Below are 14,211 nucleotides of genomic sequence, written 5' to 3' on the forward strand. Positions count from 1 at the left end.
CGAAAACCGCTCACCGTACCCTCCGAACCGCCACAAGGTCCTGGGTTCAGGACGTCTTCGATGGTTGTCGCCGCAGGTGCGCCGCACAAGTGCGCACCTACGGGTCGGTTACTTACCTGGAGGTCGGTCGCCAGGTCACCGTCGTGCGACCCGAGCCGAAGGTGACGCGCGTCATGGTCGTACACCGTTCTCGGGGTGTGCGGCGGCACCGGCACGCCGTATGGTCTGGCGTGTGAAGGATTGTGTGTTCTGCTGCATAGTGGCGGGCACCGCGCCGGCCACGAAGGTCTACGAGGACGACACGCTCTGCGCGTTCCTCGACATCCGGCCCATCGCCCGGGGGCACACACTGATCATCCCCAAGGCGCACGCCACCGAACTCGAAGACCTGGACGCCGATACGGGTGCGCACATCTTCCGCGCCGGGCACCGGCTGGCGCTGGCCATGCGCCGCAGCACCCTCGCCGCCGACGGCGCGAACCTGATCATGAACGACGGCAAGGCCGCGTTCCAGACGGTCGCGCACGTGCACCTGCACGTGATCCCGCGCCGCAACGGCGACAAACTGAGTTTCGCCAAGGGGTTCCTGCTGCGCCGCCCGCATGACCTCGAGGGCACCGCCACCGCGATCCGGGCTGGAATCGCCGCGCTGGCAACCGAAGACAATGATCACGTGGAAGGAACCCAGGCATGACGCCGGATCGAGCCGAGCTGACCGCGCTGCTGTCGCAGCAGTGGGACGCCATCGCCGCGCTGGTCACCGACCTGCCCGAGGACCGCTGGCGCACACCGTCGGCGTTGCCCGGCTGGACGGTGTTCGACGTGGTCGCGCACGTGACCGGCACCGAATCCTGGCTGCTCGGCGATCAACCGCCGGCGCACGATCCGATGCGGCCCAAGACCGACGTGCGCACGCTGCCGCATGTCCGCAACGAGATCGCGGTGCTCAACGAGATCTGGATCGACCGGCTGCGACCGCTGTCCGGGGCACGACTGCTCGAGTTGTTCGGCGAGGTGACCGACCGGCGGCGAAAGGCGTTGGCGGAGATGGACACCGAGGCGTGGACGGTGCCGACGCAGTCGCCGATCGGGCAGGTGCCCTACGGGCGGTTCATGCGAGTGCGGCTGTTCGATTGCTGGATGCACGAACTCGATCTGGCCGACGCGCTCGGCGTCGCCGTCGAGGAGGGCGGTAAGCGCGGCGCGGTGGCGTTCGAGGAATTCCTCGTCTCGGTGCCGCGAGCGGTCGGCAAACTCGGTAAGGCCCCGGACGGTTCCCGGATCTTGTTCGAGCTGACCGGACCACATGCCCGCAGCCTGCGCGTCCAGGTGGCCGGACGGGCCGGTTACGTGGACTCCTTCGACGAGCCGCCGACCGTCCAGATCCGCGTGGACTCCAGGCTTTTCGTGCGCCTGGGTGGTGGCCGGACCACCACCGACGCGCACCCGGACGCGATCGAGATCACCGGCGACACGGAACTCGGGAACAGGCTGGTCCGCAGTCTGGCCTTCACCCTCTGATGCGGCTGTTCCTGGCCAGCTACCGGTTCGGGGCACACGCCGACCGGCTCGCCGCGTTGGCCGGCGAGCCGGGGCGGGTCGCGGTGATCCCCAACGCCTACGACGCCTGGCCGGATGCCTGGGAGTCGGCGGTCACCAGCGATTTCGTGCCGCTGCGCAAACTCGGCTACGCACCCGAGGTGCTCGACCTGCGCGACTTCGTCGCGCGTCCGGCCGACCTGGAGCCCGCCCTGCGAGAATTCCCGCTGCTGTGGGTGCGCGGTGGCAATACCTTCGTGTTGCGCGCCCAATTCGCCCGCAGCGGTGCGGATGTCGTGCTGCCGCGATTGCTGGCCGAGGACGCGCTGGTCTACGCGGGTTACAGCGCGGGCGCCTGTCTGCTGACCCCGGACCTGCACGGGCTGGAGTCGAGCGACGACCCGGCCGAGGTCCGACCGGCCTGCGGTGTCGAAACGCTGTGGGATGGGCTGGGTTTGGTCGATCACCGGATCGTCCCGCACGTCGGTTCGGCATTGGATCCCGACGATTTCGGCACTCGGCTCGTCGCCGACTATCGCGCCGCGGGGATCCCGCACTGGCCGCTCACCGATGACGGCGTGGTCATCGTCGACGGGGATCGGCTCGAAGTACTTGCTTAGCGGCGGAACACGATCCAACGCAGGGCCGTGTACATGTACACCGCCTCGCAAGCGCCCGCCAGCAGCCGGGACAGGTGGTAGTCCAGGCCCAGGGCGGTCAGCCCGGTACCGACGCCGAGGATGAAAGCCAGGTAGTTGACGAGCACGACCACCACGTAGACCGCGGCCTGCTTGCCCACCGGGGCGTGCGAGTGGAAGTTGAAAGTGCGATTCAGCACGAAGGCCAGACCGAACGCGCACAGGTAGCCGACGGTGATCGACAACCACAGCGGCAGGCCGAGCCCGCCGCGGCACAGCGTGAGCAGCGCCAGATCCACCGCGAAGGTGCAGCTGTTGATCACCGCGAAGCCCAGGAAGGTCGGCGCCACAAGGCGATTCAGGCCCCACGGCAACCGGTCGACGACGGCTACGCAGAGCCGGGTGAACCGGTCCGCGACGGTGTCGGTGGTCGCCGTCTCGAGCACCCGACCACGGTGCCAGCGTCAGATGACGGGAAAGTGAGCAGCGGGCAAACCCGCTCAGCCGATCCGGCCCAGCGGTTCCGGGCGGTCCAGCGCCGACCAGGCCATCAGCCAGCGCCGGCGGGTCACATCGTCGACCGCGCCGAGCAGCGCGTCCAGCAGGACCTCCGGGTCCGCGCGCCACTGCTCCTCGATGGTCGCGAGCGCGTCCTTGCCGAACAATCCGGACCGGTCCAGTGCGCTGCGCCACTCCTCGAACTCCCCGGCGTGGATGCGCCGCAGCACGGCGACATCGACGCCGTCGGCGAACTCGTCGGCGAAGAGCGCGGCGATGAGCTCGCGGTGATTCGGCGATTCGGCCTGCATGGCGGTGGTCCCTCCGGGTCGCGGCGCGCGCCCGCGCGTCACTCGGTCTCTCAGCGGTCCCCCGACCCTGTACCGGAATGGTGACCTCGCGGTTCGCGGTGCTCCACCGGTCCACTCGCACAGCACATTCCGGCACCACCGTAACCGGGGCGGCGAGTTTCCGGGAAGCCCGCACGTCGGCGGTCCCCGCCGGCGGCTAGCGTTGAGACGTGGACCTGCGTGAACTGATCGAACGGCTACCCGACGGCACGGTGCTCACCGACCCGGATCTGCTCGCCTCCTACCGGCAGGACCGGGCGCTCGATCCGGACGCGGGGACGGCGCTGGCGGTGGTGCGGGCGCGCACGACCGAGGACGTGGTCACCACGCTGCGGTGGGCCGGCGCGCACGGGGTTCCGGTGGTGCCGCGCGGCGCGGGTTCGGGTCTCTCGGGCGGGTCGACCGCGCTGGACGGCGGAATCGTGCTGTCCACCGAACGGATGCGCGACATCACCGTCGACCCGGTCACCCGGACCGCGGTGGTGCAGCCCGGCCTGTTCAACGCCGAGGTGAAACGCGCGGTCGCCGAGCAGGGACTGTGGTATCCGCCGGACCCGTCGTCGTTCGAGTTCTGCTCGATCGGCGGCAACGCGGCCACCAACGCCGGCGGCCTGTGCTGTGTGAAGTACGGCGTGACCACCGATTACGTGCTCGGCATGGAGGTGGTGCTGGCCGACGGCACGGTGGTCCGGCTGGGCGGCCCGCGGCTGAAGGATTCGGCGGGTCTCTCCTTGACCAAGCTGTTCGTCGGCAGCGAGGGCACCCTCGGCATCATCACCGAACTGACGCTGCGCCTGCTGCCCGCGCAACCACCGCAGAGCACCGTCGTCGCCAGCTTCGCGACCCTCACCGCCGCCACCTCGGCCATCCTCGCGATCACCGGCGCGCTGCGCCCGTCCATGCTGGAATTCATGGACTCGGTGGCGATCAACGCGGTCGAGGACGAGCTGCGAATGGGCTTGGACCGCAACGCCGCCGGGCTGCTGGTAGCCCGGTCGGACGCCCCCGGCGAATTCGCCGCGCGGGAAGCGCAGCTCATGCTGGAGGCGTGCGAGAAGGCCGGAGCCACCGAGGTTTTCAGTACCGACGACGCCGAGGAAGGCGAAGCGTTCACCGTCGCACGGCGTTTCGCCATCCCCGCGGTGGAGAAGCTCGGCCCGCTGCTGCTCGAGGATGTCGGCGTGCCGCTCCCCCGGCTCGGCGACCTGGTCACCGGCGTCGCCGCCATCGCCGCGCGCAACGACGTGCTGGTGTCGGTGATCGCGCACGCCGGCGACGGCAACACCCACCCGCTGATCGTGCACGACCCCACCGACGCCGACAACACCGCCCGCGCGCACAAAGCCTTCGGCGAGATCATGGACCTCGCGATCGAACTCGGCGGCACCATCACCGGCGAACACGGCGTCGGCCGGCTGAAGAAGGACTGGCTGCCGAATCAACTCGGCCCCGAGGTGATGGATCTGACCCGCCGCATCAAGGACGCCCTGGACCCGCATGGCATCCTCAACCCCGGTTCGATCCTCTGAGTTCACCGCATCCGGCCCCGATACACTCCCAGGAACATTCCGGACCGCGAAGGAGTTCGCTCAACTTATGACCACCAGGCTCGAGCACAATGTCGCCGACACCCGATTCGAGATCTTCATCGACGACACCCTCGCCGGGTACGCCGACTACGCCGAGCGTGAGGGTGCGAAGGTCCGCGATTTCCACCACACCATGACGTTCCCGGAGTTCCGCGGTCAGGGCGTGGCGGCGAAGGTGGTCGAGTTCGCGCTGCGGGACTCGCGCGACAACGGATACTCGGTCGTTCCGACCTGCTGGTACGTCGAGAAGTACATCGCGGAGCACGAGGAGTACGCCGACCTCGTCGGCTAGCCGCCGCACAAACGAGTGGGCCCGAGACGAAATCGCCTCGGGCCCACTCGGCCGGAAAGGGACGGCTCAGCCGCGCAGCAGCGCGCGCGACATGACGACGCGCTGGATCTGGTTGGTGCCCTCGTAGATCTGGGTGATCTTGGCGTCGCGCATCATCCGCTCCACCGGGAAGTCGGTGGTGTAGCCCGCGCCGCCGAACAACTGCACCGCGTTGGTGGTGACCTCCATGGCCACGTCGGAGGCGAAGCACTTGGCGGCGGCGGAGATGAAGCCCAGGTTCTTCTCGCCGCGCTCGGCGCGCGCGGCCGAGGTGTAGACCATCAGGCGCGCGGCCTCGATCTTCATCGCCATATCCGCCAGCATGAACTCGGTGTTCTGGAAGCTCGCGATGGTTTTGCCGAACTGCTTGCGGTCCTTGGTGTAAGCGATCGCGGCGTCCAGCGCGCCCTGCGCGATACCGACAGCCTGCGCGCCGATGGTCGGGCGGGTGTGGTCCAGGGTCTGCAGCGCGGTCTTGAAGCCGGTGCCCGGCTCGCCGATGATGCGGTCACCCGGGACCTTGCAGTTCTCGAAGTACAGCTCGGCGGTCGGGGAACCCTTGATGCCCAGCTTGTGCTCGAGCGGTCCGACGACGAAGCCCTCGTCGTCCTTGTGCACCATGAACGCGGAGATGCCGTTGGCACCCTTGTCGGCGTCGGTCACGGCCATGACGGTGTACCAATCGGACTTGCCGCCGTTGGTGATCCAGCACTTGGAGCCGTTGATGACCCAGCTGTCGCCGTCCTGCTTGGCGCGGGTGCGCATGGAGGCGGCGTCGGAGCCCGCCTCACGCTCGGACAGCGCGTAGGAGGCCATCTTGCCGGCCACGATGTCGGCCAGCACCTTGGTCTTCAGCTCTTCGGAGCCGTTGAGGATCAGGCCCATGGTGCCGAGCTTGTTGACCGCGGGGATCAGCGAGGAGGAACCGCAGACGCGGGCGACCTCTTCGATCACGATGCAGGTGGCGACCGAGTCGGCGCCCTGGCCGCCGTAGGCCTCGGGCACGTGCACGGCGTTGAAGCCCGCGGCGTTCAGCGCGGTGAGCGCCTCCTGCGGGAAGCGGGAGTTACCGTCCACGTCCTTGGCGTGCGGCGCGATTTCCTTCTCCGCCAGCCCGCGGATCGCCGCGCGCAGTTCGTCGTGGAAGTCCTCGAGCTTGAAGAGATCGAAATCCGGGTTTCCCGCCATGGGGGCACACTCCTGGCTGTGTCGTGAACGATGTGCGGCACTCAGTGCCACATTGGCTTCGAGTATACGCCTCGACTTCAGGGTTACGTGCAGATATTTCCTGGCACTGAGTGTCAGTTCACAGGGTTTTTTCGGGTGCCAGCGTACCCAGCTTGCGGGCCACAAGATCGGCCACCTGCCGCGACGGCATGTCCCGCGGAAACACCGCCACCACCATTTCATCGGCCGTGCGCGCCGCACCCGGGCCGCGGGGAATCGCCGCCAACTCCACCCGCAAATCCGCGGCGCCCGCATCCGACTCGCCGCGCACCATCCGTCGCAGCAGATAGTTGTGCGTCGCCGTGACCGCCGCGGTGAACTGCACGCGCGCCAGATCCGGCGCCTCCGGCAGCCGCTCCCGCAGATAGTCGGTGAACAACCGCTCGTACCGGAACACCGTCACGATCTCGCGTTCGCGCAGCGCCGGCACCCGCCGTACCACCCGATACCGCCGCGCCGCGATCTCCCGCCACTGCGTGAACCGCTCGAACACCCCCACCACAGCGGCGCACACGGCATCCCACGGATCCCCTTGCGCCGCCGCCAAATCCGCCGCCGCCCGCGCCAGCTGCGATTCATGATCGGCGAAGATCACATCCTCCTTCGACCGGAACTGCCGAAAGAACGTCCGCCGGGAAATCCCGGCGGCCTCCGCGATCTCATCCACCGTCGTCGCCTCATACCCCTTCTCGGCGAACAACCGCAGCGCCTGATCCACCACCGCCAGCCGGAACTGCGCGGTGTCCTCACCACCCCTACCCCGCACCTCGTCATTCGCCACGAGACAACCGTATCGACCCAGGCAAGCATCCCAGAATCAGCAAACGGTTTCGATTACTCCACCTGCTTCGTATATTTCCGCCGACCGCGCAGTGCAACGCATCAAGGACTACTTTCTGCGCCATCCCGGCGATCAGGACATCGAGGCCACTATCGGAACCGACGGCTCAGAGTCCCTCGTCCTGCCCCGGGAAGCGATGAGCCTACTGGCGTACATACTCGCCCAGGCCGCTACTGGCAAAGGCGTCACGATCACCGCGATCAATGCCGAACTCATGGCTCGAGTCGAAGTGGAGACCCGCGAGCGGCAGACGAACTAACCCGACTGGGCCAGGAACTCGGAACTTAGCCCAACAGTTTGGTGCGCAGGGCTTGGTCCTTCTCCAGGACCATCTTTTCCAGACCCGCCTGGAATTGCGCCATGCGGGAACGGAGTTCGGGGTTGTGGGCGGCGAGGATGCGGACGGCGAGCAGGCCCGCGTTGCGGGCGCCACCGATGGAGACGGTGGCGACGGGGACGCCGGCGGGCATTTGGACGATGGAGAGCAGGGAGTCCATGCCGTCGAGGTATTTCAAGGGGACGGGGACGCCGATGACCGGGAGGGGGGTGGCGGAGGCGACCATGCCGGGCAGGTGGGCGGCGCCGCCCGCGCCCGCGATGATGACCTGGATGCCGCGGTCGGCGGCGTCGCGGGCGTAGTCGAGCATGCGCTGCGGGGTGCGGTGGGCGGAGACGACGCCGACCTCGAAGCGAATGCCGAACTCGGCCAAGGCTTCCGCGGCGGCCTCCATGGTCGGCCAATCCGAGTCGCTGCCCATGATCAGGCCTACTTGCGGTCCAAGGTTGGTCATGAATGCGGGTCCCATCCGTCGGTCCAAACCGCGTGCGACATCCAGTGCGCCGCCCGCTCTGCCTGCTCACGCACCACCGCGACATCGTCGCCGAGCACGTTGACGTGCCCGATCTTGCGATCCGGGCGTTCGCTCTTGCCGTACATGTGCACCTTCGCCTGCGGCAGACGCGCGAACAGGTGGTGCAGCCGCTCGTCCATCGACATCGACGGCGCGACCGGCGCGCCGAGGATATTGGCCATCACCGTGACCGGAGCAAGTGGACTGGTGTCGCCGAGCGGATAGTCCAGGACAGCGCGCAGATGCTGTTCGAACTGACCGGTGCGGGCACCGTCCATCCCCCAGTGGCCGGAGTTGTGCGGGCGCATGGCCAATTCGTTCACCAGCAGCTCGCCGTCCTGGGTTTCGAAAAGCTCCACGGCCATCGCCCCGACGACGCCGAGTTCCTTCGCCAAGTTCAGCGCGAGCAGTTCGGCCTGGGTGGCCTTGGCCTCGGCCAGGTCCGGGGCGGGCGCGATGACGACGGCGCACTGGCCGTTGCGCTGCACGGTCTCCACTACGGGCCAGGTCGCCGCCTGGCCGAACGGCGAACGCGCCACCATGGCCGACAGCTCCCGCTTCAAATCGACCTTCGCCTCGGCCAGCAGCGGCACGCCGCGCGCGAGCTGCTCGGTCACAATGGTCGCGGTCTCGGCGGCGTCGGCGGGCATCCACACGCCGCGCCCGTCGTATCCGCCGCGCACCGCCTTCAGCACGAACGGCCAGCCGTGCTCGTCACCGAAACGTACCGCGTCGGCCACCTCGGTCACCGCGGTGAACGCGGGCACCGGCAGACCCAGTTCGGACAGTTTGATCCGCATAGCCAGCTTGTCCTGCGCGAAGACCAGCGCGGACGGCGGCGGCTGCACGTTCACACCCTCGGCGACCAGGGCTTCGAGGTGTTCGGTCGGCGCACCCTCGTGATCGAAGGTGAGCGCGTGCGAACCGATGGCGGCTTTCCGCAGCGCGGCCAGATCGGTATGGCTGCCGAGCACCACCTCGGGGCTGACCTGAGCGGCGGGATCGTCGGGATTCTCCGCGAGCACCCGCAGTCGCTGACCGAGCGCGATCGCGGCCTGATGGGTCATCCGCGCGAGCTGACCGCCACCGACCATGGTCACGGTGGGCATAGCGGATTGATCGGAGAATCGTGCGGGAGTCACGTCATGGAATCTTGTCATGTCGGGGCCGAATGATCGCTACCGGTACACTCGATCCTTGTGTCATTCGTCGACGGCGTGGTCAACGTTCTCCCCAGACCCCTGGCGGAGATCGCTTTCCGCCACCACGAGCTGATCAAGTTCGCCATCGTCGGGGGCATCACGTTCGTCATCGACAGTGGCATCTTCTACTTCCTGAAGCTGACCGTGCTGACCGAGAAGCCGGTCACCGCCAAGATTATTTCCGGCGTCATCGCCGTTATCGCGTCCTACATTCTCAATCGCGAATGGTCGTTCCGGAACCGGGGCGGGCGCGAACGTCATCACGAGGCCTTGCTGTTCTTCGCCGTCAGCGGCGTCGGCGTGGTGCTGAGCTTCCTGCCGCTATGGGTCTCCAGTTACGTCTTCGACCTGCGCGTTCCCGATGTCAGCCTGCTGGTGGAGAACATCGCCGACTTCATCAGCGCATTCATCATCGGCAACCTGCTGCAAATGGCGTTCCGATTCTGGGCCATGCGACGCTGGGTCTTCCCCGACGAGATGGACAAACTCGTCGAAGAGTTCGAGGACGAGTTCCTGTTCGAAGAAGAGCAGCTCGGCCAGAGTTAACGCGGCTCGGCGATCACCGCGTTCGAGGAAATCCGCGGCACCGACGAACCCAGGAACACCGCGAACAACGCCGGTCTGCGCCGCTGCAGCTCCAGCCGGCCACCGTCCGCCTCGATGAGCGCCCGGGCCAGCGCCAGGCCCACACCGGTCGACCCACCGGCCGAGAATCCCCGGTCGAAGATGTGCGGTGCGAGTTCGTCCCGCACGCCCTCCCCTTCGTCGGCCACCTCCACACACACCAGCGGCTCACGCGCGTTGCCGGGCCGGACCGAGCGCACCGAGACCGTGCAAGTGCCGCCGCCGTGCATCAGGGCATTGTCGACCAGCACCGCGACCGCCTCCCGCAACCGCTGCGCCGTGATCGGCGCGGTGAGCGTCTTGTCGCCGGTGAGCACCAGCGTCCGCCCCGCCTCGCTGAACGGATGCCGCCATTCGGCGACGACACCGCGCAGCTCGTCCATCACCGGGATCGGATCGCGGTCCGCCGCGTCTTCGTCCCGGGAGGCGCGCACCAGGTCGTCGATGGCCTCGGTGAGTCGATCGACCTGCGCCATCGCCTCCTCGGCCTCGTGCACCACCTCGGGGTCGGTGTGCGCGGACAACTCGTCCAGGCGCAACCGCACCGCCGTGAGCCGGGACCGCAGCTGATGCGACACGTCCGCGACCAGCGCGTGCTCGCGTTGTAGCCGCCCGGCGATCTCCACCGTCGCGGAATCCAGGACGTCGGAGACGCGATCCAATTCGGCGATGCCGTGCCGGCGGGGATCCGGCCGGAAATCACCCATCGCCAGCCGGGCCGCCCGCGCCGCCACATCACGCAGCGGATCGGCCACCCGGCGCGCGGTCACCACCGCGACCGCCACCGCCGCGCCCAGCGAGGCCAGCACGGCCAGCGCCACCGCCGCGACCGCCTGCCGCTGCTTGGCGTGCATCGGCGCGCCCGGCACCTCCAGCCGCAGCGAACCCGAGGTGCCCATGGCGAGGGATTCCATCAGCGGGTCCGCGACCGCGTCGGCGCCGATGTCGATTCGGGAGGCGCTGTCCTGCGGGGTCGGATAGACGATGGTGAGTTTGCCGTCCTTGGGCACCAGCGGGCGTACCGTGCGGATATCGAGCCCGCCGCGCACCAGGCCGTCGGCCTGCTCCTGCTGGATCACCTCCACCGCGATCCGGTCCAGCCGGCCGCGCAGATCGGTGCGGGTGATGTCCTCCACCCACAGCCACGCCGTATAGGTCAGCGGTACGCCGAGCACCACCGTGGTGATGGTCAGCACGGTGAGCATGGATCGCAGGATTCGACGGCGCACGTCGGTCAGCGTCCGTTCGGCACGAGCCGCTCGGGCAGCCCGTTCATGCCGTGTTCAGCCGGAACCCGACACCGCGCACGGTGACGATCCGGCGCTCGGCCATCGGCCCCTCGTCACCGATCTTGCGGCGCAGCCACGACATGTGCATGTCCAGCGTCTTGGAGCCGCGCAGTTCCGCATCGCCCCAGACCTCGCGCAGGATGGTCTCGCGCGGTACCACCTGCCCGGCCCGGTCGATGAGCACCTTGAGCAACTCGTATTCCTTGTTGGCCAAACCGATTTCCACGCCGTTGACCAGCACCCGGCGCGCGGCGGGCTCCAGCCGGATACCGCCGACCTCGACCGCCTCGTCCCCGATTCCACTGCGCCGCAACAGGGCTCGCACCCGGGCCAGCAGTTCGGCGAGCCGGAACGGTTTGCCCACGTAATCGTCGGCGCCCGCGTCCAGCCCGACCACGAAATCCACTTCGTCGGTGCGCGCGGTGAGCATCAGCACGGCCAGATCGGCGCCCCGCGCGCGCACCTGCCGGCACACCTCCAGCCCGTCCATGCCGGGCAGCCCCAGGTCGAGGATGAGCAGATCGTGCCCGCCCTCCAGGGCGCGCTGCAGCACGGCGGGACCGAAGCTCTCGACGGTGACCGAGTACCCCTCACGACCGAGCGCCCGGGAAAGCGGTGCGGCGATGGCCTCGTCGTCCTCGGCCAGCAGTACGGCGGTCATGTGACTAGGTTACGGTCCCCGATGCACATCGCCGTGGTGGCGCTCGTCATCGAAGACCTGGTGATAGAGCAAGTTGTGCACCTGCTGCACCTGCGGGATGTCGTCGAACTCCAGCGGCTCCTCCGACGAGGAACCGATGATCAAGGTGCCGGTGCCGAGCAGCCGGTCGAACAGCCCGTGCCGGAACTGCACACTCGAGATGCGACTCATCGGGATATCGAGTCCGGAGTGCGTGAGCACGCCCTGGCGCACCAGCACGCGACGATCGGTGACGATGAAGTGCGTCGACTTCCACGCCAGCACCGGCGCGACACAACGCCAGGCGAGGATCGCCGCCCACAGCGCGAAGATCACCAGCAGGGCGACAGTGCGCGCGGACCCCTCGGCCTTCCGGGAGGCAAGTCCCCCAACGAATCCGGCGAGCGCGGTAGCCACCACCAGCGTCACGATGGGCCAGAACAGCATCTTCCAATGCGGATGCCGGTGCAGGATGAGCTGCTCATCCGGTGCCAGCGCCTCCTCAGGGGAACCCATGGTCGAACCCTACCGCTCGAAGATGCCAGAATGCCTGACACCGAGCCCGGCGTGCTGCACAATCGTCAGCCTGCGAGGGTCGATCTCATTCGCGTCGGCAAGTTTTGCACTTCTAAGTTCTGTCCTGCTCCTAAAACCATGCTCGACAACGACCGTGGAGGCGTGTGTGACCAGGGACCTGACCCAGCTGGAAATCCTGACCGAACTCGAACCGGTGGCCGAGGAAAACCTGAACCGGCACCTCTCGATCACCAAGGACTGGCATCCGCACGACTACGTACCGTGGGACGAGGGCCGCAATTTCGCCGCGATGGGCGGAATCGACTGGGACCCGGAGCAATCCCAGCTGAACGAGGTCGCCAAGGCGGCCATGATCACGAACCTGCTCACCGAGGACAACCTGCCCTCCTACCACCGGATCATCTCCGAGGCCTTCGACAACGGCGGCGCGTGGCGCACCTGGGTGGGCCGCTGGACCGCCGAGGAGAACCGGCACGGCATCGTCATGCGGGATTACCTGGTGGTCACCCGGGGAGTAGACCCGGTCGCGCTGGAGAACGCGCGCATGGTGCACATGACCAATGGCGTGCATTCCCCGGAGAATTGGGGCGGGTTCCTGCTCAATATCGCCTACGTCACCTTCCAGGAACTGGCCACCCGGGTCAGCCACCGCAACACCGGCAAGGTGTGTAACGACCCGATCGCCGACCGCATGCTGCAACGCATCGCCGCCGACGAGAACCTGCACATGATCTTCTACCGCAATATGTGCGGCGCGGGCCTGGATCTGGTGCCGGACCAGGCGATCGAGGCGATCGCCATCATTCTCGAGAATTTCGTGATGCCCGGCTACGGCATGCCGAACTTCCGCCGCAACGGCGCGTTGATGGCCAAGCACGGCATCTACGACCTGCGCCAGCACCTCGAGGAGGTGGTGCAGCCGTGCCTGAAGATATGGGACATCTTCGAGCGCACCGACTTCAGCCCCCGCGGCGAACAGGCGCGCGATCGGCTCGGGGCCTACCTGGAGAAGCTGGAGCAGGACGTGGCCAAGTTCGAGGAACAGCGCGATCGCCTGCTGGCGCGCGAAGCGGCCCGGGGCTTGCTGCCGGTCTCCTGAGCGTCAGTATCCGGCGCGCAGGTGGGTGACGTCGCCCGCGGAGACGGCCCGGTCGCCGATCATCAGGCGGCCGTGGTCGTCGACGCCGCCGGCCACCCCGGTGAGCACTTCGCCGCCCGGCAACTCGGCGCGGACCTCCGCGCCGATGGTGGCGCAGCGCTCGCGGTAGGCGCCGACCAGCGACGCGGTAGACCAGCCCGCGGCGCGCCAGTCGGTGAACCTGCGCGCGAACTGGGTCAGCAGGGACCGCACCAGCGCCGTACGGTCGGTCTCCCGCGCGCCCGCGAGCGTGAGCGAGGTCGCGTGCGGCACCGGCAGTTCCGATTCGGTCAGGCTCACGTTGATGCCGGTCCCGACCACCACGACGGGCGCGGCGCCGCCGGCGGCCACCTCGGCCAGTATGCCCGCCACCTTGCGGCCGGCGATCAGAACATCGTTGGGCCACTTGAGATTCGCGTCCACGCCGGCGGTCTCGCGCAGCGCGTCCACCACCGCGACGCCGGTCAGCAAGGGCAGCCAGCCCAGCGCCTCCGGCGCGATCCCGTCCAACCGCACCAGGATCGACATCGAGATCTGCGCCCGTGGCGGACTGACCCAGGTGCGCGCGTGCCGGCCGCGACCGGCCTCCTGCGCTTCGGCGAGCAACACGGCGCCCTCGGCACCCGGTTCCCCCGCGCGGGCGATCAAATCGGCGTTGGTCGACCCGGTCGACTCCACCACGTCGATGCGGGAGAAGAAGGACAGCTCGGGCTCCTCGGCGACGGCTCGCCGCAACCGCTCCACATCCAGGGGCGTACGCATGATCGGGAACGCTACTGCATTGCCATTGCGCCGGAACCTGATTGCCCGCTCCCGCCCGCGCGCCGATCGACCAGGAACTTTACCCTTGTGATAGGTCCAGAACATGATCTAGCTGC

Annotated in this window: 18 protein-coding genes; 8 read left to right on the top strand and 10 right to left on the bottom strand. The window is 68.0% G+C overall.

All coding sequences use genetic code 11. The features are described 5' to 3' along the window. The first annotated feature begins 220 nt into the window (after positions 1-220). The 3 genes from BJ987_RS00355 to BJ987_RS00365 are packed head-to-tail and all read left to right on the top strand — an operon-like array spanning position 221 to position 2,159. On the top strand, positions 221-694 hold the full coding sequence (locus BJ987_RS00355) for an HIT family protein (RefSeq protein ID WP_209883571.1): 474 nt from the start codon (positions 221-223) through the stop codon (positions 692-694). Beyond that, entirely contained in the window at positions 691-1,521 is an 831-nt protein-coding gene (locus BJ987_RS00360; protein ID WP_209883573.1) for a maleylpyruvate isomerase family mycothiol-dependent enzyme, read from the top strand. The genes BJ987_RS00355 and BJ987_RS00360 overlap by 4 nt, the downstream gene beginning before the upstream one ends. After that, positions 1,521-2,159: a Type 1 glutamine amidotransferase-like domain-containing protein gene (locus BJ987_RS00365; RefSeq protein ID WP_209883575.1), complete on the top strand. Its 639-nt coding sequence runs from the start codon at positions 1,521-1,523 to the stop codon at positions 2,157-2,159. Before BJ987_RS00360 ends, BJ987_RS00365 begins: the two co-directional genes overlap by 1 nt. On the opposite strand, the gene BJ987_RS00370 is transcribed toward BJ987_RS00365, so the two are convergent. After that, entirely contained in the window at positions 2,156-2,623 is a 468-nt protein-coding gene (locus tag BJ987_RS00370) for a GtrA family protein (protein WP_209883577.1), read from the bottom strand. The genes BJ987_RS00365 and BJ987_RS00370 overlap by 4 nt on opposite strands. Before the next feature lie 54 nt (positions 2,624-2,677). Continuing rightward, entirely contained in the window at positions 2,678-2,986 is a 309-nt protein-coding gene (locus BJ987_RS00375) for a hypothetical protein (RefSeq protein ID WP_209883580.1), read from the bottom strand. A gap of 209 nt (positions 2,987-3,195) precedes the next feature. Here BJ987_RS00375 and BJ987_RS00380 point away from each other — a divergent pair, with 209 nt between their 5' ends. Both BJ987_RS00380 and BJ987_RS00385 read left to right on the top strand, forming a co-directional pair. Continuing rightward, entirely contained in the window at positions 3,196-4,554 is a 1,359-nt protein-coding gene (locus BJ987_RS00380) for an FAD-binding oxidoreductase (protein WP_209883582.1), read from the top strand. 67 nt (positions 4,555-4,621) lie between these two features. Then, complete coding sequence (locus BJ987_RS00385; RefSeq protein WP_209883584.1) at positions 4,622-4,906, top strand: GNAT family N-acetyltransferase; 285 nt, start codon at positions 4,622-4,624, stop codon at positions 4,904-4,906. 66 nt (positions 4,907-4,972) lie between these two features. On the opposite strand, the gene BJ987_RS00390 is transcribed toward BJ987_RS00385, so the two are convergent. Together BJ987_RS00390 and BJ987_RS00395 are read right to left on the bottom strand one after the other, a co-directional pair. Further along, entirely contained in the window at positions 4,973-6,133 is a 1,161-nt protein-coding gene (locus BJ987_RS00390; RefSeq protein ID WP_209883586.1) for an acyl-CoA dehydrogenase, read from the bottom strand. Positions 6,134-6,251: 118 nt separating this feature from the next. Then, positions 6,252-6,953, bottom strand: a complete 702-nt coding sequence (locus BJ987_RS00395; RefSeq protein WP_209883588.1) for a TetR/AcrR family transcriptional regulator — start codon at positions 6,951-6,953, stop codon at positions 6,252-6,254. A 91-nt stretch (positions 6,954-7,044) separates the two neighbouring features. On the opposite strand from BJ987_RS00395, the gene BJ987_RS00400 reads away from it, so the two are divergent. Beyond that, positions 7,045-7,272: a hypothetical protein gene (locus tag BJ987_RS00400; protein WP_209883590.1), complete on the top strand. Its 228-nt coding sequence runs from the start codon at positions 7,045-7,047 to the stop codon at positions 7,270-7,272. Positions 7,273-7,297: 25 nt separating this feature from the next. On the opposite strand, the gene purE is transcribed toward BJ987_RS00400, so the two are convergent. Together purE and BJ987_RS00410 are read right to left on the bottom strand one after the other, a co-directional pair. Further along, entirely contained in the window at positions 7,298-7,804 is a 507-nt protein-coding gene (gene purE, locus BJ987_RS00405) for a 5-(carboxyamino)imidazole ribonucleotide mutase (RefSeq protein ID WP_209883593.1), read from the bottom strand. Continuing rightward, complete coding sequence (locus BJ987_RS00410; protein ID WP_372446829.1) at positions 7,801-9,024, bottom strand: 5-(carboxyamino)imidazole ribonucleotide synthase; 1,224 nt, start codon at positions 9,022-9,024, stop codon at positions 7,801-7,803. The genes purE and BJ987_RS00410 overlap by 4 nt, the downstream gene beginning before the upstream one ends. A gap of 39 nt (positions 9,025-9,063) precedes the next feature. On the opposite strand from BJ987_RS00410, the gene BJ987_RS00415 reads away from it, so the two are divergent. Next, positions 9,064-9,612, top strand: a complete 549-nt coding sequence (locus BJ987_RS00415; protein WP_209883595.1) for a GtrA family protein — start codon at positions 9,064-9,066, stop codon at positions 9,610-9,612. Here BJ987_RS00415 and BJ987_RS00420 read toward each other — a convergent pair. Genes BJ987_RS00420 through BJ987_RS00430 form a run of 3 tightly spaced genes read right to left on the bottom strand, consistent with a single transcriptional unit; the run spans position 9,609 to position 12,174 of the window. Then, positions 9,609-10,919, bottom strand: a complete 1,311-nt coding sequence (locus BJ987_RS00420; RefSeq protein ID WP_209883597.1) for a sensor histidine kinase — start codon at positions 10,917-10,919, stop codon at positions 9,609-9,611. The genes BJ987_RS00415 and BJ987_RS00420 overlap by 4 nt on opposite strands. Positions 10,920-10,962: 43 nt before the next feature. After that, positions 10,963-11,640 (bottom strand): response regulator transcription factor, encoded by a 678-nt coding sequence (locus BJ987_RS00425; protein ID WP_209883599.1) that lies wholly within the window; start codon positions 11,638-11,640, stop codon positions 10,963-10,965. 9 nt (positions 11,641-11,649) lie between these two features. Then, complete coding sequence (locus BJ987_RS00430) at positions 11,650-12,174, bottom strand: PH domain-containing protein (protein WP_209883601.1); 525 nt, start codon at positions 12,172-12,174, stop codon at positions 11,650-11,652. A gap of 166 nt (positions 12,175-12,340) precedes the next feature. Here BJ987_RS00430 and BJ987_RS00435 point away from each other — a divergent pair, with 166 nt between their 5' ends. Further along, positions 12,341-13,294 (top strand): acyl-ACP desaturase, encoded by a 954-nt coding sequence (locus tag BJ987_RS00435; RefSeq protein WP_209883603.1) that lies wholly within the window; start codon positions 12,341-12,343, stop codon positions 13,292-13,294. 3 nt (positions 13,295-13,297) lie between these two features. Here the strand turns inward: BJ987_RS00435 and BJ987_RS00440 are convergent, their stop codons facing one another. Next, positions 13,298-14,095 (bottom strand): biotin--[acetyl-CoA-carboxylase] ligase, encoded by a 798-nt coding sequence (locus tag BJ987_RS00440; protein WP_209883605.1) that lies wholly within the window; start codon positions 14,093-14,095, stop codon positions 13,298-13,300. Positions 14,096-14,211: the final 116 nt, after the last annotated feature.

This window comes from Nocardia goodfellowii (assembly GCF_017875645.1).
In the GTDB taxonomy this organism is placed as follows: Bacteria; Actinomycetota; Actinomycetes; order Mycobacteriales; family Mycobacteriaceae; genus Nocardia; species Nocardia goodfellowii.

Bases quoted from the DNA above. Each gene is read 5' to 3' on its own strand.
- BJ987_RS00355 (WP_209883571.1), top strand. From the start codon at position 221: ATGGTCTGGCGTGTGAAGGATTGTGTGTTCTGCTGCATAGTGGCGGGC.
- purE (WP_209883593.1), bottom strand. From the start codon at position 7,804: ATGACCAACCTTGGACCGCAAGTAGGCCTGATCATGGGCAGCGACTCG.
- BJ987_RS00365 (WP_209883575.1), top strand. From the start codon at position 1,521: ATGCGGCTGTTCCTGGCCAGCTACCGGTTCGGGGCACACGCCGACCGG.
- BJ987_RS00375 (WP_209883580.1), bottom strand. From the start codon at position 2,986: ATGCAGGCCGAATCGCCGAATCACCGCGAGCTCATCGCCGCGCTCTTC.
- BJ987_RS00440 (WP_209883605.1), bottom strand. From the start codon at position 14,095: ATGCGTACGCCCCTGGATGTGGAGCGGTTGCGGCGAGCCGTCGCCGAG.
- BJ987_RS00390 (WP_209883586.1), bottom strand. From the start codon at position 6,133: ATGGCGGGAAACCCGGATTTCGATCTCTTCAAGCTCGAGGACTTCCAC.
- BJ987_RS00385 (WP_209883584.1), top strand. From the start codon at position 4,622: ATGACCACCAGGCTCGAGCACAATGTCGCCGACACCCGATTCGAGATC.
- BJ987_RS00430 (WP_209883601.1), bottom strand. From the start codon at position 12,174: ATGGGTTCCCCTGAGGAGGCGCTGGCACCGGATGAGCAGCTCATCCTG.
- BJ987_RS00360 (WP_209883573.1), top strand. From the start codon at position 691: ATGACGCCGGATCGAGCCGAGCTGACCGCGCTGCTGTCGCAGCAGTGG.
- BJ987_RS00410 (WP_372446829.1), bottom strand. From the start codon at position 9,024: ATGACAAGATTCCATGACGTGACTCCCGCACGATTCTCCGATCAATCC.
- BJ987_RS00425 (WP_209883599.1), bottom strand. From the start codon at position 11,640: ATGACCGCCGTACTGCTGGCCGAGGACGACGAGGCCATCGCCGCACCG.